Genomic DNA, 18,840 nt, shown 5'->3' with positions numbered 1-18,840 from the left:
GAGGAGTCGTCCGCCGCGTCGTCACCGGCGTCCCTGCCGACGACGTGCGGCCCGTCAGACCTTGCGCCAGCGGGCGTTGGCCCAGGAGAAGACGCCGAAGGCGATGAGGCCGATCGCTATCACCGTCAGCAGCCACGGGCCCACCGGGGTGTCGGCGAACGTCCGCAGGGTGTCGTCCATGCCCTTGGCCTTGCCGGGCTTGTGCTGCACGGCCGCGGCGATGGCGAAACCTCCCGCGGTGGCGAAGACGACACCTCGGGCCGTGCCGCCGAACACGCCCAGGAACGTGACCACTTGACGCGTCCTCGCGGACATCTCCGTCATCTTGAGATGCTTCTCGAACTTGCGCCTGAGGGCCCGTACGGCGATCCACACCCCGGCCGCGGTCACCGCGGCACCGACGATGCCGACGATCCACTGCCCGCCGGGCCAGTCCAGCGCCTTCGCCGTGACGTCCTGGGAGTTCTTGTCGGAACTGCCGCTGCCGCTGCTCTTGTCCCCGGCCGCGTAGGAGAGCACGGAGTACGACACGAAGCCGTAGAAGACGGCACGGCCCGCCGCCATCGCCCTCTTGCTCGGCTTGTCGCCGTCGGGACCCGCCTGTCCGAAGGCGGCCTCGGACAGCCGCCACAGGGACATCCCGGCCAGGGCTATTCCCAGCAGCCACAACAGCACCGTGCCGAAGGGCTTCTGGGCGATCTCCGCGATCGCACCGCCCCGGTCGGCCTGTTCACCTCCGCCGAAGAAGGCGATCCGCACGGAGAGGACGCCGATCAGTACGTAGATGACCCCGCGGGCGACGAAGCCCGCACGGGCCGCCGCCGCGACCGTCTTGCTGTTCGCCGCACGGCGGGCCTGTCCCTGTCCGCGTGCCGTTGCCGATCCAGTAGCCATGCCGTCCGAATGCCCTCGAAGTACGGGGGCATCCCGGTTTTGTCGTCAGCTCGATGTCCAGGAAGGTGCAGCCATGGCAAACACGCAGAACACAGCCGACGCGGAAGCCGTATCCGTCGCGACGGCGGGGGCCGTCAGGTCCGGGGAGACCGGCGGCGCGCGGGAGCTCGATCGCGTCCTCGACGAACGGGCCCGGCACACCAGACGCCGGCTGGAACGACTGATAGGAATCGCCGCCACGGAAGGCAACTCGCTGCTCCCGTTGCGCAACGGGGACGAGATCTTCGCCGCCATGCTGGGCCGGATCCGTTCCGCCCGGCACACCGTGGACATGATGACGTTCGTGTACTGGAAGGGGGAGATCGCCCGGCAGTTCGCCGAAGCGCTCGCGGAACGAGCGCGTGCGGGCGTGCGGGTACGGCTGCTGCTGGACGGCTTCGGGAGCCGGCTGATCGAGAAGGACCAGCTGGAGGCGATGGAGCGGGCCGGCGTGCAGGTGGCCTGGTTCCGCAAGCCGCTGTACCTGTCCCCGCTGAAGCAGAACCATCGCTGTCACCGCAAGGTCCTCGTCGTCGACGAGGAGACGGCCTTCACCGGCGGTGTCGGCATCGCCGAGGAGTGGTGCGGGGACGCGCGCGGCCCGGAGGAATGGCGCGACACCCATGTGCAGGTGACCGGGCCCGCCGTGGACGGGCTGGCCGCCGCCTTCGCCCAGAACTGGGCCGAGTGCCACGACGAACTCTTCGACGACCGCGACCGGTTCACCGACCACACCCCCCGGGGCGGGTCCGTGGTGCAGGTGGTGCGGGGCTCGGCCAGTTTCGGCTGGCAGGACATGCAGACCCTGTTCCGCGTGGTGATCGAGACGGCGGAGGAGAGAATCCGGCTGGCCACCGCCTACTTCGCGCCGGACGCGTTCTTCATCGAGCTGCTGTGCGCCGCGGCCCGCCGGGGGGTCGAGGTGGAGATCCTGCTGCCGGGTCCGTACACCGACAAGAGGGTCTGTCAGCTAGCGGGCCAGCACTACTACGAGCAGCTCACCGCCTGCGGGGTGAAGATCTTCCAGTACCAGCCGACCATGCTCCACACCAAGGTCGTCACCGTCGACCGGGCCACGGCCCTCATCGGGTCGACGAACTTCAACCGCCGCTCCCTGGACCACGACGAGGAGGTCATGCTCGCCGTGCTGGACCCCGCGTTCACCGCGACACTGGACCGCCACTTCACGGAGGACCTGGAGCACAGCGAACTCATCAGCGCGGGACGGTGGAAACGCCGCGCCCTGCTCCAGCGCGCCAAGGAGGCGGCCGTCCAGCCGATACGACGCTTCCTCTGACCTGGCCGCCGACCCGGCGTACGCCGAGGGGTCAGTCCTCCGCCGCGCGCTGCGACTTGGCGGCCTTGCGGTGTTCCTCGTTGATACGCCGGGCCTCTTCGAGCTGGTCCTCGAGGATGATGATGCGGCAGGCGGCCTCGATGGGGGTTCCGTGGTCGACGAGTTCGCGGGCGCGGGCGGCGATGCGCAGCTGGTAGCGGGAGTAGCGGCGGTGGCCGCCGGCGGAGCGCAGCGGGGTGATCAGGCGGGCTTCGCCGAGAGCGCGGAGAAAGCCCTGCGTGGTGCCGAGCAGTTCGGCGGCTCCGCCCATCGTGTAAGCGGGATAGTCGTCGTCGTCGATACGGCCGAACGAGTCGTCTGCTGTCATCTGCACCTCTCTGTGGAACGCGTCGAGGGGCCTTGGTGCCGAACGGCACCAAGGCCCCGAAGGAACTGCTACACCATCTGCCGGCCCTGTTCGGGCACCGGCCTTCTGTTTCGGCGGCCCTGACCTGAATCGTGTCGGGGCTGCTGGGATCGCGGTTGCTTGACCGGAGACCACCTCACTATCGATGTCCTGCGGTACCCGGGTTCAAGATGTCGGCCCGGGCGATCCTGATGGCGCTTCGCTCCTCCGTTCTTCCCTCTGGAATCAACTGCTGACAAATGGGGTACTGCACTGCGGTCCTGCTGATGGCGGCCCCTGATCACCGCGGGCCACCCGGTACGGTCGTCAGCCACGTCGCCGTCCTGCAACCGCTCTGGCTTCGCGACTCCACCACCGCACCGTCCTGCGTACTGCAACTGCGTGTACTGCTGCCCGGCAGTTCATGTCTGCCGGGCCCTGCTGTCTCTTCGAGCTACGAGAGAACCATAATCACGCTCACCGCCCAATGTCTACTCTGACAAACGCAGATTTCCGCGTGTTCGACGGAGAGGCAATCGGCCTCGAACAGGGACGACGCGGGGGGAAGGGCTTGAACGCCTGGTTAACGGCCACGGGCCGGGGAACGAGACACGGCAGGCAGAACCGGACATAGACGATCCACAGACCGGGGAGACCCGATGAACACCATGAGCCTCGACGTCGCGCCCGCCCGCTCCGCGACCTCCGTCGCCGGCGCCCGCGACAGCGCCCGGGACTTTCTCGACGGTCTCGTACGTCCGCTCGCGGCCGAGGGCGCCGACAGCGTGGTCCTGGTCGTCTCGGAGCTCGTCACCAACGCCCTGCGGCACGGCGGCGGCAGCTGCACCCTGGAGCTGACCGCGCACCGGGACGGCATCGAGGTGACCGTGCACGACGACAGCCCGGAAGTGCCCCGCATGCGCACCCCCGACCTGAACGGCGGCACGGGAGGCTTCGGCTGGCCCATGGTCAACCGCCTCGCCGACACCACCTCGGTGACCCGCCAGCCGACGGGCGGCAAGACGGTGAGGGCCTTCCTCGCCCGGTGAGACCGACGCCGGGAACCGGCACGGGCCACGGAAGCCGGCCCTCCCACCCCCGCCAGGCGTGATGCGGGCCCGGACAGCACGAGCCCCGCACGGGTGGCGGGACCCCGGACAGCACAAGTCCCTCACGCGCTGCGGGGGCCCGGACAGCACGAGTCCCGGCAGCCAGTCGGCTGCCGGGACTCGTGGTCAGGAGTGGTGTCCTACTTGGGCTTGATGGCGTCCTTGGCCTTCTCCTTGGCCGCGCGCAGGTCGCCCTTGGCCTCCTCGGCGCGCCCCTCGGCCTCGAGGGACTCATTGCCGACCGCTCCGCCGACGACCTTCTTGCCCTTGCCCTCGGCCTCCTCGGCCTTGGCCTTCGCCTTCTCTTCCGCGGTCACAACCACTCACCCCTGTCTGTCTCGGAATAGGTTCGCCACCCGTCTCACCGCATATCCGACCTTCAAACCGGACGGTTGCCGCACGTCCCCCGGCGGTTCCCGGCCACCGGAGAAACACAGAAAATCCGCAGGAGTGAAGATCGCTCCACCGGGCAACCGGATGATCGGAGGTTGATAACAATGGTTCCTATTCTTCTCGTTCTGCTGCTCGCCCTGATCCTCTTCGGTGCCGGTTTCGCACTCAAGGCCCTGTGGTGGATCGCCGTGATCGTGCTGGTCGTATGGGTCCTGGGCTTCGTGATCCGCCCCACGGCGAGCGGAGGCAAGCGCGGCCGCTGGTACCGCTGGTAGGCCGGCGCTCCTTCTCCTCACATTCCTTCCCGATGTGAATGTGTGGGAGCGGCGGGCCGGGGCACGTGGATTTCCGAAGTCCCGCGGAGACGCGGAGACGTCGTCGAATTCGACGCCACCCGCACGACTTCACGGTTCGAATACGAGAGCAATAAACAATCTCGACGAGATCGACGAGGGAGCGGTTCTCCATGAGTGACACCATCTGGGGCTATCAGCCGACCACCGGCCACATCACGGGCACCGACCTGATCGGCTACACCGTCGAGGCCACCGACGGCAGCATCGGCAAGGTCGACAAGCACTCGGACGACGTCGCCGCCGCGTACCTCGTCGTCGACACCGGTGTATGGATCTTCGGCCAGCACGTCCTGCTGCCCGCCGGGACGGTGAACTCGGTCGACCCGGACGAGCGGAAGATCTACGTCGGCCTCACGCGGGACCAGATCAGGGAGTCCCCCGAGTTCGACAAGGACAGGCACATCGGCGACGCCGCCTACCACCAGCAGGTCGCCGACTACTACCAGACCCAGCGCGTGGTCTGACACAAGCACCAGCCCGCAGGCGGGGCCGACCGGAGATGCTCCGGCCGGCCCCGCCTGCGTCGTCCAGGGCCAAGGGGCAGGCCGGGCAGGCGCCGTGGACGGGGACGGACGGACCGGCGTACCCGTTCCTACGACAGCCGGCGGACCAATCTGAAATCAGTGGGAATGCATTCCGGGAACCCGGGTAGGCCGATCATTGTCGGTGGACAAGGAACCGGCGGCACGGGGGCTGGATCTACTAGGGAGGGGCCTGACATGACGGTGACGAAGACGGCAGACGCACAGACCCGGGTGCTGCCGGAGATCGCGGACCCTTCGCAGGTCGCGCCCAAGGACGCCCGTCAGCTGACCAGGCTGTTCCTCGACCAGCTCGCCGTCCTGGAAGAGGGCACGCCCGAGTACCAGTACGCGCGCAACACCCTCATCGAGATGAACGTCACCCTCGTCCGGTACGCGGCCTCACGGTTCCGCAGCCGCAGCCAGGACGAGATGGAGGACATCGTCCAGGTCGGCACGATCGGACTGATCAAGGCCATCGACCGGTTCGAGCTCAGCCGCGAGGTCGAGTTCACCTCCTTCGCGATCCCCTACATCACCGGTGAGATCAAGCGCTTCTTCCGCGACACCTCCTGGGCCGTGCACGTACCCCGCCGCCTCCAGGAAGCCCGCGTCCAGCTCGCCAAGGCCAACGAGGAGCTCCGCAGCCGGCTCGGCCGTATGCCCACCGTCAAGGAACTCTCCCAGCTGATGTGCCTCAGCGAGGAAGAGGTCAACGAGGCGCATCTCGCCTCCAACGGCTACAACTCCGCCTCCCTGGACGCCACCATCAGCTCCAGCGACGACGGCGAAGCCGCGCTGGCCGACTTCATCGGCCTCGACGACAACGCCCTCGAACTCGTCGAGGACTTCAACGCCCTGGCCCCCCTGATCGCCGAACTCGACGACCGCGAACGGCGCATCATCCACATGCGCTTCGTCGAGGAACTCACCCAGGCCCAGATCGGCGAACACCTCGGCGTCTCCCAGATGCACGTCTCGCGCCTCCTCAACCGCACCCTCACCAAGCTCCGCGCGGGCATGCTCACCACGAACTGAGCACATCGGCACACGATCGGTGTCGGCGGGAGTTCCGCCTAACGGCCGCAGCGGGTCGCCCAGCGCTTCGAGCGCGGGCGGCCCGCTCGACGTGCGGTGCGTGACGGACGGGACGGGCCCCGACGGGCTGTGCGTACGCGCCCTCGTCCTCGCTCCCGTCCTCGCTCTCTTCCTAGCCGGCGCCACGGTCGGTCATCCACGGCTCAGCAGCCACCGGCGGTAGTGGCGGCCGGGGCGCCGGTGCCGATCTGGAGGGTGGTCGGGGCGGCGCAGCAACCGCCGCCGGACTGCTCGGCGTTCTCCGGCTCGTCGAACAGGCCCGCGCCGCCGCAGACACCCGTGTCCGGGAGGACCAACTCGACGCGTTCGGCGGCCTCTCGGTCGCCTGCGAGGGCGGCGGTGATGGAGCGGACCTGCTCGTAGCCGGTCATGGCGAGGAAGGTGGGGGCACGGCCGTAGGACTTCATGCCGACCAGGTGGACGCCCTGTTCGGGGTGGGACAGCTCGTTGACGCCGTGCGGGTAGACCGTGCCGCAGGAGTGGACGTTCGGGTCGATGAGCGGGGCGAGCGCGGTCGGGGCCTGGAGGCGCTCGTCGAGGCCGAGGCGGAGTTCGGCGAGGAAGGAGAGGTCGGGGCGGAAGCCCGTCAGGACGACGACCTCGTCGACCGGGTCGAGGCGGCGCCCGTCCTCGGCGACGAGGACCAGTCGGTCGCCGTCGCGTTCCACAGCCTGTGCACGGAAGCCGGTGACCGCGCTGGCGTGACCGGCCTCCACGGCGGCCTTGGCGCGCAGGCCGAGGGCGCCTCGGGCGGGAAGCTGGTCGGCGTCGCCACCGCCGTACGTGTTCGAGCCGATGCCGCGCCGCAGAATCCACACCGCGTGCGTGCCGGTCTCTTCCGCCGCCAGGTCGGCGAGGAGGGCCAGGGCGGTGAAGGCGGAGGCGCCGGAGCCGACGACGGCGGTGCGCCTGCCCGCGTAACGGGCGCGCACGGCGGGGTCCTTGAGGTCGGGGACCCGGTAGGAGATGCGGTCGGCCGCCGCCTTCTCACCGAGGGCGGGCAGCCCGTCCGCGCCCAGCGGACCGGGGGTGGACCAGGTGCCGGAGGCGTCGATGACGGCGCGGGCGGTGATCCGCTCCTCGTGGCCGTCGGCGGACCGGACGTGCACGGTGAAGGGCTGCTCGTCGCGGCCCGCGTCGACGACGCGGTCACGGCCGGCCCGGGCCACACCGGTCACCGCCGTGCCGTAGCGGACCTTGTCACCGAGTACGTCGGCCAAGGGCTGGAGGTAGCGCTCGGCCCAGTCGCCGCCGGTCGGGTAGGCGGAGGCGTCGGGGCGGAGCCAGCCGGTCGGGGCGAGGAGCTTCTCGGCGGCCGGGTCGGTGAGCTCGCCCCAGGTGGAGAACAGACGGACGTGCGACCACTCGCGTACGGCGCTCCCGGCGGCCGGGCCGGCCTCCAGGACCAGAGGTTCGATGCCGCGCTCGACAAGGTGGGCGGCGGCGGCCAGGCCGATGGGACCGGCGCCGATGACCACGACGGGCAACTGGTCGGTGGTGAGCGCGCTCACTGGACTCCCCTTTACTTCGACGTTTGTCGATGGCTTACGCGGCCAGCTTGGCACTTGATTCGACAAGGGTCAACATAGACGTTCATCGAATTCACGAGTGGTGGTGGTCGTAGGCTCGGCTTGGCACGGAAATCGCCGGCTCGGCTTGGCACGGAAATCGCCGGCTCGGCTTTGGCATGGAGGTCGTCAGCTCGGCTTACTGCCGATCAGATGGGCACCCGGTGGCGCGGTGGCGCGCTCGCTCGAAGCCCCTCGCGGGAGGGAGCCGGTCATGCCCCCCGGCGACTGGTTCGACGTATGTCAACATAGACGTATGTCGAACACTCAGGCGCTGCCGCTGTTGGACCCCGCCCCCGGCGAGGCCGCGGCGCCGTGCTGCCCGCCGCTCACCGAGCGCCCGTTCACCGCGGAGGAGGCCGAAACGGCCGCGCGGATGTTCAAGGCGCTCGGCGATCCGGTCCGGCTGCGCCTGTTCTCCCTGGTCGCCTCGCACGAGGGCGGCGAGGCGTGCGTGTGCGACATCTCCGACGTCGGCGTCTCGCAGCCGACCGTTTCCCATCACCTGAAGAAGCTCAAGGAGGCCGGCCTGCTCACCTCCGAGCGGCGCGGCACCTGGGTCTACTACCGCGTCGAGCCCTCCGTGCTGGCGGCGATGGGCAGGCTGCTGGTCGTCGCTCCGACCGCGGCCTGAGCGGTGATCGGCAACCGGGTGGCATCACGCCCTGCTCGGCCACCGCGTCCAGCGGGACCATCCTCCCGAGCGCGCCGACCGGAACCGGATGACGCGGGTCGTGCACGTCATTCGGCCGCGCGGCCGGGCATGAAGACGAGGGCCACGAGCCCCAACCCAACTATGGCGCCGATGAGTTGCATGCCGATGAACCCCAAGACCGAGCCCGGCGCGATGCCCGCGAAGGTGTCGGTGAAGGCGCGGCCGATGGTCACCGCGGGGTTGGCGAAGGACGTCGAGGACGTGAACCAGTACGCGGCGCCGATGTAGGAGGCGACGGCCACGGGGGCGTACCGCGTGTGGTCGGTGCGGGCCAGGCCGAAGATCAGCAGGATCAGACCGGCCGTCGCGACCACCTCACCCAGCAACAGGTGCCCGGACGAACGGTCGTGTGTGGACCACTTCACCAGCGGCTCGGCGAACATCGCGTCCGCCAGGATCGCGCCCGCGACGGCGCCGACGATCTGCGCGGACAGATAGACGACCACCTCGCGCAGGGTGCCCCCGGCGCCACCGCGCCGGGCGGTCCACCACTCGGCCAGGGTGACGACCGGGTTGAAGTGGGCGCCGGAGACCGGGCCGAACAGGAGGATCAGGATGCCGAGACCGAAGACGGTGGCCATCGAGTTGGCCAGCAGTTGCAGGCCGACATCCCTGGTGAGTTCGGTGGCCTGGATGCCCGAGCCGACCACGACGGCCACCAGCAGCGCCGTACCCAGGAGTTCGGCGGCGGCCCGGGCGACCAGGGGACTGCGCGGCGGAGCGGCACCCGGCGCGGACCCGACGGAGGCGGGTGCCGAAGCGGCTGTCGCGGTCCGCGCGGGCGGAACGGCTTCGGCGGCGGTCATGGACAGGCCCTCTTGTTCCCGGCGGCGGTGCGCGCGGACGCGGCCAGCTCGGCGAACTGCCCGGCGAGTGCGGCGAGGACGTCGGGCCTGAGCCGGTAGTAGGTGTACCGGCCGCACGGCTCGGTCTCTACGACCCCGGCCTCGCGCAGCACCTTCATGTGGTTGGAGAGGTTGGTCTGCTTGGCACCGGTCTCTTCCACGAGGTGGGTGGTGCACAGCGTCTCTCGGGCGAGCAGGGTCACGATCCGGAGCCTGAGCGGGTCGGCCAGCACCCGGATCAGGTCAGTGTCGACTGACGTCAGCATGCGCTGATACTTTCACATCAGCGGGAGCTGACATCACCACACGCTGATGCCGTTCGTGTCTGATGTCGTTGGGCCTGATGTTGCTCGTGCCCGCTGTTGTTCGTGCCCGCTGTTGTACGTGCCTGATGTCATTCGTGCCTGATGCCGTCGCGAGACAAGAGAGACCTCTGATGTCCGACAAGCCCTCCGTGCTGTTCGTCTGCGTCCACAACGCCGGCCGTTCCCAGATGGCCGCCGCGTGGCTGACCCACCTGGCCGGAGACCGTGTCGAGGTCCGCTCCGCCGGCTCCGCCCCGGGCGCGGGCGTCAACCCGGCCGCCGTCGAGGCCATGGCCGAGGTGGGCATCGACATCTCCGCCGAGGTCCCGAAGATGCTCACCGTGGACGCGGTGAAGGAGTCGGACGTCTGCGTCACCATGGGCTGTGGCGACACCTGCCCGGTCTTCCCCGGCAAGCGGTACCTGGACTGGATGCTGGAGGACCCGGCGGGCCAGGGCGTCGAGGCCGTCCGCCCGATCCGCGACGAGATCAAGGTGCTGGTCGAGGAACTGATCGAGGAGATCGCGCCGGGCGTCCGCTGAGGCCGCCAGGCACCGGACCCCTCCGACATCTCCCGCCATCTCCCGCGCCCTTCATCGGGCATCCGGACGCGCGCCCGGAACCAGCTGTGGTCGGTCAGGACAGGTTCCTCAGGCGGCGAGGTCCAATCCCGATCGGTCCAATCCCGATCGGTCCGCTCCCGCCGGTTCACGGTGTGCCGGACGCCAGTCCGACCCGGTAGGCGAGGACGACGGCCTGGACCCGGTCGCGCAGGGCGAGCTTGGCCAGGATCCGCGAGACATAGGTCTTGACCGTCTCGGGGGTGATGTACAGCTCCGCCGCTATCTCCGCGTTCGACAGCCCCTCGGCCATCTGCCGGAGCACCTCCAACTCGCGGGGCGTCAACGCGCGTACGACGTCCTCTCTGGCCGGCCGGGAGAACTCGGCCGGGCGCAGATGCTCGGCGTAGTGGCCGATGAGGTGACGGGTGACGGCGGGCGCCAGCAGGGCCTCGCCCCGGGCGACGGTCCTGATGCCGTTCACCAGCTCCGCGGGCGGCGCGTCCTTGAGGAGGAACCCGCTGGCTCCGGCGCGCAACGCGTCGTAGACATGGGCGTCGACGTTGAACGTGGTGACGACCAGCACCTTCGGTGGTTGCCCGGCGTCGGGGCCCGCCAGTTGCCGGGTCGCCTCGATGCCGTCGAGAAGGGGCATCCGGATGTCCATCACGACCACGTCGGGGCGCAGCCGCCGCGCGGCCTCCACCGCCGCGTGCCCGTTCTCCGCCTCGCCGACGACCTCCATGTCGGGCTGGGCCGAGAAGATGGTGACGTAGCCGGTCCGCACCAGTTCCTGGTCGTCACAGACGAGCACACGGATCGGTGGCGGCGCGTCCCTCACGTAATCACTCCTGAACGGGCTAGGGATGGGGTTCGGACTGGGGCTGGTGCTCCGACTTGGGCTGGGGCTCGGGCTGGGACTGGGACTGGTGCTCGGACTTGGGCTGGGGCTCGGACTCGGGCTCGGACTCGGACTCGGACTGAGGCTGATGCTCGGGCTGGGACTGGGACTGGGACTCGGGCTCGGGCTCGGGCTCGGACTCGGACTGAGGCTGATGCTCGGGCTGGGACTGGGACTGGGACTCGGGCTCGGGCTCGGGCTCGGGCTCGGGCTCGGGCTCGGGCTGATGCTGGGGCTCGGACTGGGGCTAGGGCTCGGGCTGATACGGGGACCGGAGCTGGGACGGAATCGTGGCACGGACCTCGAACCCGCCCTCGGGCCGGGGTCCGGCCTCCAGTTCGCCATCGAGCATCCGCACTCGGACACGCAGCCCGGCCAGGCCTCGTCCCCCCTTGGGGCCCGGCTCGCGGGTGGCGGGCACGGCCGCCGGCGCGGGGGCGGAGGCGGGGCCGTCGGTGGTCACCCCGATCTCGATGTGCTCGTCCCCGTGCCGGAGCAGGACCCGTGTCGGCTGCCCGGTCGCGTACTTCATCGCGTTGGTGAGCGCCTCCTGCACCACCCGGTACGCGGCCAGCTCCACGTCCACGCTCCGGGGCCGCCGCTCGCCCCGCTCGCTGAACTCCACCGGCTGACCCGACCTGCGGGCCTGCTCGACGAGGTCTCCCACCCGGCCGAGAGCGGGTCCCCGGCTCCCGGGCGAGGAGCCCTCCCGGCCGGGCCGGTCGGTCGCGGACCCGGCGAACGCGGACTCACTGGTCGCGGACCCGGCGGACACGGATTCACCGGTCGCGTACCCGTCGGACACGGACTCGCCGGTCGCCTCCAACACCCCGAGCAGATACCGCAGTTCCGTCAGGGCCCGGCGGCCGGTGTCGCTGACGGAGGCCATTCCCGTAGTGGCCCGTTCCGGTGCGGACGTGATCAGGAACTGTGCCGCGTCCGCCTGCACCACCATGGCCGTCACATGGTGGGTGACCACGTCGTGCAGCTCACGGGCGATCCGTGCCCGTTCGGCGGCCGTGGCCAACTCGGCGGCCAGCCGCCGCCGTTCCGCCTCTTCGGCGCGCCGCTTGCGCACACCGCTCCCGACCAGCCGGACCGCGGCCAGCACCAGGTAGAAGGCGACGTAGGCCATCGCGTCCTGCGGGGAGCCGAGCCGGTGCAGTACGACGGCCAGCACCACGTACCCCGCACTCGCCCCGCCCGCCAGACCCGGACGGAAGCGGACCTGGTGGGCTCCGGCCGAATACAGCGCCAGATACAGCCCCAAGCTGCCGAACGTCGTCGCGAAACCCAGCGCCTGGTGGGCGGCGAACGCGGCGGCCACGGCAACCAGACAGCCCGCGGACCAGCGACGGCGCGCCGCCAGCGGCAGGGTCTGGGCCAGGACCAGCCCGAAACCCAGTGCGTTCGCCGGCCGCTCGGGCAGATCGCCGATCTGCGCCCCGATGGCCGAGAGGGTCGGCACGAAGGCCAGCAAGGTGAGCACAAGGGCGAGGACACCGTCCTTGAGGAAGGCGTCCTGCTCCTTCCACTGTTCGAGCGGTACCCGCAACCACGGTGTCCGCGAAAGGCCCTGACGGAACATCACTTGCCTCTTCCTCCGATCAGCTGGTGTCCCGTGCGGTGGTCTGCCTCAGCGCCGGACGAGACGCCGGGGCCGCAGACCGCCGCTCCGGCCGGCGAGGACGAACATCCGGACGGTGAGCAGCACACCGAGGAGGACGGGCACGATCGATGCCTCCAGACCGAAGGTGCCGCCGCTGAGCAGGGCGGAGCCGTGGATGTCGACCGTGAACAGGCCCTTGGGAGTGTGTCCGGAGACCGGGATGCCGAGCAGCTGCTCGGCGACGTTCCAGGCGAAGTGCAGGCCCGCGACGAACCAGATGCTACGCCGCCACAGGAACGCGGCACCGAGCATCACACCGGCCTCCAGGGCGATGGCGAGCGCGCTCCACGCGCCGGCTCCCGGGGCGGCGAGGTGGGCGACGCCGAAGAACAGCCCGGTGATCACGATGGCGGCCCGGCTGCCCCAGCGCTGTTCCAGAGCCTGGAGGGCGAGACCGCGGAACATCAGCTCCTCGGTGACCGCGGCACCGGCCTGCACCATCGCCGCGGACCAGACGACGGAGAAGAAGCCGTTGCCCGCCCAGGAGAAGGAGTAGCCCCCGAACACCGTGATCAGGAGGGCCGAGACCAGGACGAACCCCAGGCCGACCGCACCCCCGTACAGCGCCTCCCGTCCGGCACCCTGACGGGCGATCTCCGGGGTGGAGCGTCCCGCGACCCGGCGCATCACCACCCAGTACACGGCGACCGCCGCGACCGCGCCCAACGCCGGCACCGGACCGGGGCCGGTCGCGGTCAACGCCGAGACCAGGCCGACACCCACCAGCCCCGTCAGCATCCAGCCGAGCGGAGCACGGACGACCCGGCCGAGACGACCACCCCGGCCACCCCCGTCCTCGTCCGGGCGGGTTCCTGCGTCGTCATGTGCGGCGGACGGCGAACTCATCGTGACCTCCCTGCGGCAACGGCCACTCCGACGGCGACCGACCTGACGACCACGCTAGAAATCCACGGGATTCCACGAATCACCCGCGCAGGGACGGTGGGGGTAGCTCTCACGGGGGATGCGCCGACGGCCGCCGGGCCGGGCGGCCTCTCGGGCCGGCAGCGGCCGGCTGACGATCGCCAGGTCTCACCAAAACGGACACGCCCCCAGCTCGAAGTACCTCTGAGCTGGGGGCGATTCGGTAGGCCCTGTGGGACTCGAACCCACAACCAATGGATTAAAAGTCCTGGCCAAAGCTTGCTGAGTGGTTCCGGACGGTTCTTCGGTGTCCGGAACCACCTAGTCAGGACAGGTATCGCCTTGCACTCAGTCCGCACCGTGACGGTGTCTGCCGCATCGTCCGCTCACGCATCGCTCACGCACGGACAGGACGCTGAGCAGGACATTCGCGCACCTACCGCTGCTTGGCCAGGAAGCGCTGGGCGATGGTCCGGGCGCCGGAGGGGTTCATGCGCATGCGGGCGAATTCGATGCTTACATCGAAGTGTCGGGCAACATCGTCGTCCGACCAGTTGGCGATCGCGGCCTTGATCGCCGCCGTCTTAGGAACCAGGAGTTCCGCCGAGAGCGCGAGCGCCTGATCCTCTTGCTTCTTCATGGCCGGGTCCAAGTTGCGGCAACCGCCGTCGGTGAACAGGGCTTTGCCGAATTCATGCTCCAAGAGAACGTGCGCCATCTCGTGCGCCACGTTCGAGCGGCGGCGCTGAGAGGTGTGGGAGCAGTTTTCGACAATGAAGTATCCAGTGCCGACTCGAACGAGGGCTGCTGACCACTTACGAGATCCCTCGTTGGCGAAGTGCCCCAACGCCTCGGAGGAGCATCCATGTTCAGCCAGGTCGCTGATCGCGTAGACCGGAATGCCGTACTCGTCAGTGAGACTCACCAGGTCTAGGGGCACATGAGGAGTCGCCCCTATACGGGCACGTTCTTCCAGAGCGAGATCTTCCAGCGCCTTCTTCGTCCATCGCTGTCCCACGCCTCACCTCACGCGAGAGTCCCGCTCGGAGGCGAACCGACGCACAGCGGCGCCGATCACCTCTTCCAAATACTTCACGTCTTCCTCCCCGAGGTCACTGCGGGCTCGCAGGAGCGGGGCCAGCTGCACCAGCAGTTCGGGCTCCCCGGCCTGGCTTCCTTCACTTTCCCCCTCGGCATCGATCATGAAGCTTTCAGCCGGGGCTCCGAGCCATCGCACGAGTGCCGCGAAAGCATCCACGTCCGGCCGGTTGCCATTGGCCAGACGCGTCATCGTCGACGGGCTCACTCCCACCTCCGCCGCCAGCTGCCGCCACGAAAGTTTCTTCGTGGTCCTCGCGGCGTCGAGGGCCGCGTACAAGGCGGCCACGTTCACACGGGTCCGGGCCATCGCCCTCCTCCTCAGCCAGTCCAGTATTCCCCCTTTCTATCAGTGTTCGACATCTCAAACATCTCCGTGGTACCTTGAGCCTCAGATGTTCGACATCTCAAACGGTGCGAAGATCTCGACACAGTCGCGTCAGTCTGCACCGCAGGCCGATGCAAGCAAGATCAGAAAGAAGGTGGACCATGGAGACCCCCATCGGACTGACGGCAGAGCCGGATACGCATCGGCACGCCGCGGTCACGGTCACTGTGAACAACCAGCCCGTGGTACTTCCCGACCGCGAGGTCACCGGCCTGGAGATCAAGCAGGCGGCGATCGCCCAGGGTCTGCCGATCGACGCTGGTTTCCAGCTGTCGGTCAAGCGGAGCCACGGACGTTACGAGGTCGTCGACGACGCTGAGCCCATCCGGGTCCACCCACGCCAGGATTTCCTTGCCGTCCCCCCCGACGACAACTCGTGATCAGCATCGCTACGGCGATCGCCGAAGCCATCGAGGCCGTTCGGCTCCACTTCGCTGGCCATCCGGTCGAAGTGGTCCCGGACGGCACCGGTGGGGCGTTTGTCACCATCGAGCAGGTTCCGATCGGTGCTTCCTACAGCCCCTCAGTCACATGGCTCGGCTTCCAGATCAACGCGGCCTATCCGGACGCTGACGTCTACCCTCACTACACCGGGCCGGTCGTGCGCAACGACGGACAGCCCCATGGACCCGCCATCCAAGCTGTGCCTTGGCGCGACCGCCAGGCCATGCAAATCTCACGCCGCTCCCCACACCGCGACCCGGCCGTCGACAGCGCAGCACTGAAGGCTGAGAGGGTCCGCCGATGGCTCGCCGACCAGTGAACCCACCGGCCGCAGGGCTGAGCCTGACCATCCCGCCGAGGCTTTGGGCGGACCTGTCCCAGCACCTATTCCAGGATGACGGCGGCGAGCACGGAGCTGTACTACTCGCTGGCCGCGCCGACGGTCCGCGAGGACCGCGCCTACTGGCCCGAGACCTGATCATTGCGGCCGAGGGCACGGACTATGTCCCAGGCGAATATGGCCACCGAGCTCTCGCTCCTGCCTTCGTCCGCGATGCGATCGTTCGCGCCCGCGACGAGAAGCTGGCCTACCTGGCCGTCCATGCGCACCCTGGGCTGAACCGGGTCGGATTCTCCCGCATCGATCTCGCCAGTCACGAGCGCGGCTATCCGGCTCTGCAACAGATCAGTGGCCAGATAGTCGGCGGCCTCGTACTGACCCCCCATGCTGCCGCCGGCGACCTCTGGCTATCCGAGGGGGACCGGGTACCGCTGGCAGAGGCCGTCGTGCCCGCCGGCAACATGTTGCGCCTCCGATCCAATCCTGCTCTGGCCCACCTAATCGACTCTCAGCACGACCGCCAGGCTCGACTCCTTGGCGACCTCGGTCAGGAAACCCTGCGTCGACTACGTATCGCGGTCGTCGGTCTCGGCGGCGTCGGCAGCATCCTCGTTGAGCAGCTCGCCCGCCTCGGCGTCGGCGAACTTGTCCTCATCGATGACGAGACCGTCGACTCCACCAACTTGCCTCGCCTGATTGCCGCAGAACCGAGCGACGTTGGCCGACCCAAGACCGAACCGGCGGTTCGCAATGCATACCGCGCGAATCCCGACATCCACCTGACGCCCGTAGTGCGGCGCGTAGAACATCCGGAAGCGCTCAAGGAGATCGTGCGTTGCGACTGGATCTTCCTGGCCGCCGACAGCGACTCCGCGCGCCACTGGGTCAACGCTGCGGTCCAGCAGTACCTGATCCCCGGTATCCAGGTCGGAGTCAAAATCCCAGTGACGTCGGAAGGAGAAGTCGGCCAGATTCACACGGCCACGCGGATCATGATTCCCGGAAACGGCTGTCTGTGGTGCAACCGCCTCATCGATCCGACTCGGCTGGCCATCGACATGCACCCTGAAGCGGAGCGGAAGGCGGCCCAGTACATCGCAGACGTCCCGGTACCAAGCGTGATCACGCTCAACTCCCTAGCCGCTTCAGAGGCCCTGAACTATTTCGTCCTCGCCACCTCCGGTCTGCACCACGAGGAAGGCGACCACGCGTCTGTAATCCACCGACCTCGCACCCGTCAGCGCGACCTGCAAGACCCGCGTCAGGACACCGACTGCCGCTGGTGCACCCGAAGCGGACGTCTCGGCCGCGGTAGTGATCGCGGGTCCATCTTCTGATGTCGGCCGAAGCCAGCGGCTGGCTGGAGCAAGGTCGACTGTCAGTGGCCCTTTGTACCCTCAGTTGTGGGACAAGTACGGGAGGACCGGGAGGCAACATGGCCAGGGATTCACGGCGCGTACAAACAGCGGTGCTCGACCATGCCGATTCCGAGGAACCTGTGGAACTTCCCATGGATCCGGTGGGCCTGACACTGTTTCTCCAAGCCCACCCGGAGCGCACTTTCTGGTGCGGACTTTGGCTGCGCGGCTGCGGAGGCCGACTTACGACCAGGCTCTGCACGGAGAAGGTCTGCCACTTCGCACACGTCCCGAATCCGAATGCACCCGACTCACCTTGCCGCAGGACGAGCTCGAAGAGTTCTGGATCCGGCAGCGCCGACCATCTCTACATCAAAGCCGCGATCAAGGACTGGATGGCAGGACAGGGCCTCACCGGGGAAGCCCACATCCCGCGAGATCCCTCCGGAGAGAGCTGGCTGGGCGCCCAGGTCACCGCGGAGCCCAAGGGACACCAGCCCATGCGCTTCATCCTGGACAACAGCGCGCTGCCTGATCCCAGCGAGATCGGCTCCGCGACGATCCTGGGGCCGGACGTCGACCCTGGCCCCCGTCTTCTGCACGAGCTGGGCTACATCAATCGAGTCCGCTGTGTACCCGAAGGGTCGCATCGCAAAGTACAGATCGGCACCCAGCGCAGCGGCGGCCGTTACGACTGGTACGACTTCACACCGGACAACGTGCAGCTCCTCTCTGACGGGCTGTCCACCCCGGCCGTCGAAGAGGTCCGCCGCCAGCGAAGCCACACAGTGCCAATCGGTGTGCGCCAAGGTAGTCACACGGCCGCCCCCGCGGCCCCACTCCGGCCAGTTGCAACACCGTCAGATCATCCTGTAGGCCGCTCCGTGTTGGCCGAAGACCTGCGTCAGGCCCTTGCCGACCACTCCAGCCTGACGCCTCTGCAGCGCTGCCTAAATCGGCTAGAGGAAGCCACTCGGCAAGGAGCCACTGCGGAGGAGACCGAGCTCATCCGGCAAGCCTCGGACACGCTATTGCTCCTTCGCCGCGGCGTGGGTGCTCAGGCTCCGGCCGCAGTCAAGCGGTCCGGGCCCCGTAAACCGAAACGCCTCCCGCTGGTCTCCGCCCCCACGCCAGTCGCAGAGCGCAGTGTCGCCCCGGTGGCGAAGGGACCGCGCCAAGAGAGGCAGGCCCGTCGGGCGGCAGTCCGTGAAGTCAGGAACGTCCTGCAGCGTCTGGCTCAACCTGAGCCTCTCACCGATGCAGAAATGCAGCAGATGGGCTGGGATCTCGCGACAGCGTTGGACGCCGCAGGCGACTGGCTGTCACCAAGTGAACGCCGTAAGGCACGAGCTTGGATCGACCGCCCAACCCAGCCGGAGGCCACCAGCACACCCCACGATCGCAGCACATCGGTTCCGGACAGCCTGCGCTCCGCCGCCAGCGCCGTTCGCGGGGCACTGAAGAAGACCGCCCGCGCACAGACCACCACCAACTGGGCCACTTTGCGGCGCCAACTCGGATCGGCACTACCGAGCATGACCTCGGCCGAACGCATCACGGTCCTCATCCTGGTGGACCAGCAAACGCCGAAAGACCAGCCTCTCCTGTCAAGTTTGATCGCCGCAGGAGACCCCGGCATGGCAGCCTCCTATCGCGAAGTCGCCACCTCGCTAGGACTGGATGTGCCGACAGG

The 18,840-nt window shown here is 68.6% G+C and carries 21 protein-coding genes; 10 read left to right on the top strand and 11 right to left on the bottom strand.

The window, feature by feature from the left end; genetic code table 11:
* Positions 1-54: 54 nt before the first annotated feature.
* On the bottom strand, positions 55-894 hold the full coding sequence (locus ACIRB1_RS23420; RefSeq protein WP_403466802.1) for a DUF1206 domain-containing protein: 840 nt from the start codon (positions 892-894) through the stop codon (positions 55-57).
* Between the two features lie 73 nt (positions 895-967).
* Here ACIRB1_RS23420 and ACIRB1_RS23415 point away from each other — a divergent pair, with 73 nt between their 5' ends.
* On the top strand, positions 968-2,230 hold the full coding sequence (locus ACIRB1_RS23415; protein WP_403466801.1) for a phosphatidylserine/phosphatidylglycerophosphate/cardiolipin synthase family protein: 1,263 nt from the start codon (positions 968-970) through the stop codon (positions 2,228-2,230).
* A 31-nt stretch (positions 2,231-2,261) separates the two neighbouring features.
* On the opposite strand, the gene ACIRB1_RS23410 is transcribed toward ACIRB1_RS23415, so the two are convergent.
* Positions 2,262-2,597, bottom strand: a complete 336-nt coding sequence (locus ACIRB1_RS23410) for a MerR family transcriptional regulator (RefSeq protein ID WP_352179669.1) — start codon at positions 2,595-2,597, stop codon at positions 2,262-2,264.
* Between the two features lie 677 nt (positions 2,598-3,274).
* On the opposite strand from ACIRB1_RS23410, the gene ACIRB1_RS23405 reads away from it, so the two are divergent.
* Positions 3,275-3,664 (top strand): ATP-binding protein, encoded by a 390-nt coding sequence (locus tag ACIRB1_RS23405; protein WP_403466800.1) that lies wholly within the window; start codon positions 3,275-3,277, stop codon positions 3,662-3,664.
* 200 nt (positions 3,665-3,864) lie between these two features.
* Here ACIRB1_RS23405 and ACIRB1_RS23400 read toward each other — a convergent pair whose 3' ends face one another.
* Complete coding sequence (locus tag ACIRB1_RS23400; protein ID WP_352179671.1) at positions 3,865-4,041, bottom strand: CsbD family protein; 177 nt, start codon at positions 4,039-4,041, stop codon at positions 3,865-3,867.
* A gap of 180 nt (positions 4,042-4,221) precedes the next feature.
* On the opposite strand from ACIRB1_RS23400, the gene ACIRB1_RS23395 reads away from it, so the two are divergent.
* From ACIRB1_RS23395 to ACIRB1_RS23385, 3 genes are all read left to right on the top strand, one after another.
* On the top strand, positions 4,222-4,392 hold the full coding sequence (locus ACIRB1_RS23395) for a hydrophobic protein (RefSeq protein WP_266770719.1): 171 nt from the start codon (positions 4,222-4,224) through the stop codon (positions 4,390-4,392).
* A gap of 191 nt (positions 4,393-4,583) precedes the next feature.
* On the top strand, positions 4,584-4,937 hold the full coding sequence (locus ACIRB1_RS23390; RefSeq protein ID WP_352179672.1) for a PRC-barrel domain-containing protein: 354 nt from the start codon (positions 4,584-4,586) through the stop codon (positions 4,935-4,937).
* Positions 4,938-5,192: 255 nt separating this feature from the next.
* On the top strand, positions 5,193-6,032 hold the full coding sequence (locus ACIRB1_RS23385) for an RNA polymerase sigma factor SigF (RefSeq protein WP_403466799.1): 840 nt from the start codon (positions 5,193-5,195) through the stop codon (positions 6,030-6,032).
* A 203-nt stretch (positions 6,033-6,235) separates the two neighbouring features.
* Here ACIRB1_RS23385 and ACIRB1_RS23380 read toward each other — a convergent pair whose 3' ends face one another.
* The gene (locus tag ACIRB1_RS23380) at positions 6,236-7,603 is read right to left on the bottom strand and encodes an FAD-dependent oxidoreductase (protein ID WP_403466798.1); all 1,368 of its coding nucleotides are present in this window, start codon (positions 7,601-7,603) and stop codon (positions 6,236-6,238) included.
* A gap of 313 nt (positions 7,604-7,916) precedes the next feature.
* Between ACIRB1_RS23380 and ACIRB1_RS23375 the strand changes: the two genes are divergently transcribed.
* Positions 7,917-8,294 carry an ArsR/SmtB family transcription factor gene (locus ACIRB1_RS23375; protein ID WP_403466797.1) on the top strand — a complete coding sequence of 126 codons (378 nt, stop codon included), beginning with the start codon at positions 7,917-7,919 and terminating at the stop codon, positions 8,292-8,294.
* Positions 8,295-8,401: 107 nt separating this feature from the next.
* Here the strand turns inward: ACIRB1_RS23375 and ACIRB1_RS23370 are convergent, their stop codons facing one another.
* Together ACIRB1_RS23370 and ACIRB1_RS23365 are read right to left on the bottom strand one after the other, a co-directional pair.
* Positions 8,402-9,181: an aquaporin gene (locus tag ACIRB1_RS23370; RefSeq protein WP_403466796.1), complete on the bottom strand. Its 780-nt coding sequence runs from the start codon at positions 9,179-9,181 to the stop codon at positions 8,402-8,404.
* Positions 9,178-9,486 (bottom strand): metalloregulator ArsR/SmtB family transcription factor, encoded by a 309-nt coding sequence (locus ACIRB1_RS23365; protein WP_352179677.1) that lies wholly within the window; start codon positions 9,484-9,486, stop codon positions 9,178-9,180. Before ACIRB1_RS23365 ends, ACIRB1_RS23370 begins: the two co-directional genes overlap by 4 nt.
* Before the next feature lie 170 nt (positions 9,487-9,656).
* On the opposite strand from ACIRB1_RS23365, the gene ACIRB1_RS23360 reads away from it, so the two are divergent.
* Positions 9,657-10,067 carry an arsenate reductase ArsC gene (locus ACIRB1_RS23360; protein ID WP_403466795.1) on the top strand — a complete coding sequence of 137 codons (411 nt, stop codon included), beginning with the start codon at positions 9,657-9,659 and terminating at the stop codon, positions 10,065-10,067.
* 166 nt (positions 10,068-10,233) lie between these two features.
* Here ACIRB1_RS23360 and ACIRB1_RS23355 read toward each other — a convergent pair whose 3' ends face one another.
* From ACIRB1_RS23355 to ACIRB1_RS23335, 5 genes are all read right to left on the bottom strand, one after another.
* Positions 10,234-10,926 (bottom strand): response regulator, encoded by a 693-nt coding sequence (locus tag ACIRB1_RS23355; protein WP_403466794.1) that lies wholly within the window; start codon positions 10,924-10,926, stop codon positions 10,234-10,236.
* Positions 10,927-11,233: 307 nt separating this feature from the next.
* A complete protein-coding gene (locus tag ACIRB1_RS23350; RefSeq protein WP_403466849.1) occupies positions 11,234-12,574 on the bottom strand; it encodes a sensor histidine kinase in 1,341 nt (446 codons plus the stop codon).
* Positions 12,575-12,622: 48 nt separating this feature from the next.
* Complete coding sequence (locus tag ACIRB1_RS23345) at positions 12,623-13,501, bottom strand: lysostaphin resistance A-like protein (protein ID WP_403466793.1); 879 nt, start codon at positions 13,499-13,501, stop codon at positions 12,623-12,625.
* Positions 13,502-13,955: 454 nt separating this feature from the next.
* Positions 13,956-14,537, bottom strand: a complete 582-nt coding sequence (locus ACIRB1_RS23340) for an ImmA/IrrE family metallo-endopeptidase (protein ID WP_403466792.1) — start codon at positions 14,535-14,537, stop codon at positions 13,956-13,958.
* A 3-nt stretch (positions 14,538-14,540) separates the two neighbouring features.
* The gene (locus tag ACIRB1_RS23335; protein WP_403466791.1) at positions 14,541-14,927 is read right to left on the bottom strand and encodes a helix-turn-helix domain-containing protein; all 387 of its coding nucleotides are present in this window, start codon (positions 14,925-14,927) and stop codon (positions 14,541-14,543) included.
* A 179-nt stretch (positions 14,928-15,106) separates the two neighbouring features.
* Here ACIRB1_RS23335 and ACIRB1_RS23330 point away from each other — a divergent pair, with 179 nt between their 5' ends.
* The 3 genes from ACIRB1_RS23330 to ACIRB1_RS23320 are packed head-to-tail and all read left to right on the top strand — an operon-like array spanning position 15,107 to position 17,126.
* Positions 15,107-15,385, top strand: a complete 279-nt coding sequence (locus ACIRB1_RS23330; protein ID WP_403466790.1) for a multiubiquitin domain-containing protein — start codon at positions 15,107-15,109, stop codon at positions 15,383-15,385.
* Entirely contained in the window at positions 15,382-15,768 is a 387-nt protein-coding gene (locus tag ACIRB1_RS23325; RefSeq protein WP_403466789.1) for a hypothetical protein, read from the top strand. The genes ACIRB1_RS23330 and ACIRB1_RS23325 overlap by 4 nt, the downstream gene beginning before the upstream one ends.
* Complete coding sequence (locus ACIRB1_RS23320; protein WP_403466788.1) at positions 15,750-17,126, top strand: ThiF family adenylyltransferase; 1,377 nt, start codon at positions 15,750-15,752, stop codon at positions 17,124-17,126. The genes ACIRB1_RS23325 and ACIRB1_RS23320 overlap by 19 nt, the downstream gene beginning before the upstream one ends.
* The last annotated feature ends 1,714 nt before the right edge of the window (positions 17,127-18,840 follow it).

Source organism: Streptomyces sp. NPDC096013 (assembly GCF_044763565.1).
In the GTDB taxonomy this organism is placed as follows: Bacteria; Actinomycetota; Actinomycetes; order Streptomycetales; family Streptomycetaceae; genus Streptomyces.
This window is presented reverse-complemented; position numbering and strand designations above follow the sequence as displayed.

What these genes read in the sequence shown, in the direction of transcription:
- ACIRB1_RS23375 (WP_403466797.1), top strand. Translation starts at nt 7,917, where the DNA reads ATGTCGAACACTCAGGCGCTGCCGCTGTTGGACCCCGCCCCCGGCGAG.
- ACIRB1_RS23415 (WP_403466801.1), top strand. Translation starts at nt 968, where the DNA reads ATGGCAAACACGCAGAACACAGCCGACGCGGAAGCCGTATCCGTCGCG.
- ACIRB1_RS23420 (WP_403466802.1), bottom strand. Translation starts at nt 894, where the DNA reads ATGGCTACTGGATCGGCAACGGCACGCGGACAGGGACAGGCCCGCCGT.
- ACIRB1_RS23370 (WP_403466796.1), bottom strand. Translation starts at nt 9,181, where the DNA reads ATGACCGCCGCCGAAGCCGTTCCGCCCGCGCGGACCGCGACAGCCGCT.
- ACIRB1_RS23410 (WP_352179669.1), bottom strand. Translation starts at nt 2,597, where the DNA reads ATGACAGCAGACGACTCGTTCGGCCGTATCGACGACGACGACTATCCC.
- ACIRB1_RS23330 (WP_403466790.1), top strand. Translation starts at nt 15,107, where the DNA reads ATGGAGACCCCCATCGGACTGACGGCAGAGCCGGATACGCATCGGCAC.
- ACIRB1_RS23365 (WP_352179677.1), bottom strand. Translation starts at nt 9,486, where the DNA reads ATGCTGACGTCAGTCGACACTGACCTGATCCGGGTGCTGGCCGACCCG.
- ACIRB1_RS23385 (WP_403466799.1), top strand. Translation starts at nt 5,193, where the DNA reads ATGACGGTGACGAAGACGGCAGACGCACAGACCCGGGTGCTGCCGGAG.
- ACIRB1_RS23335 (WP_403466791.1), bottom strand. Translation starts at nt 14,927, where the DNA reads ATGGCCCGGACCCGTGTGAACGTGGCCGCCTTGTACGCGGCCCTCGAC.
- ACIRB1_RS23390 (WP_352179672.1), top strand. Translation starts at nt 4,584, where the DNA reads ATGAGTGACACCATCTGGGGCTATCAGCCGACCACCGGCCACATCACG.
- ACIRB1_RS23395 (WP_266770719.1), top strand. Translation starts at nt 4,222, where the DNA reads ATGGTTCCTATTCTTCTCGTTCTGCTGCTCGCCCTGATCCTCTTCGGT.
- ACIRB1_RS23345 (WP_403466793.1), bottom strand. Translation starts at nt 13,501, where the DNA reads ATGAGTTCGCCGTCCGCCGCACATGACGACGCAGGAACCCGCCCGGAC.
- ACIRB1_RS23320 (WP_403466788.1), top strand. Translation starts at nt 15,750, where the DNA reads ATGGCTCGCCGACCAGTGAACCCACCGGCCGCAGGGCTGAGCCTGACC.
- ACIRB1_RS23350 (WP_403466849.1), bottom strand. Translation starts at nt 12,574, where the DNA reads ATGTTCCGTCAGGGCCTTTCGCGGACACCGTGGTTGCGGGTACCGCTC.
- ACIRB1_RS23405 (WP_403466800.1), top strand. Translation starts at nt 3,275, where the DNA reads ATGAACACCATGAGCCTCGACGTCGCGCCCGCCCGCTCCGCGACCTCC.
- ACIRB1_RS23360 (WP_403466795.1), top strand. Translation starts at nt 9,657, where the DNA reads ATGTCCGACAAGCCCTCCGTGCTGTTCGTCTGCGTCCACAACGCCGGC.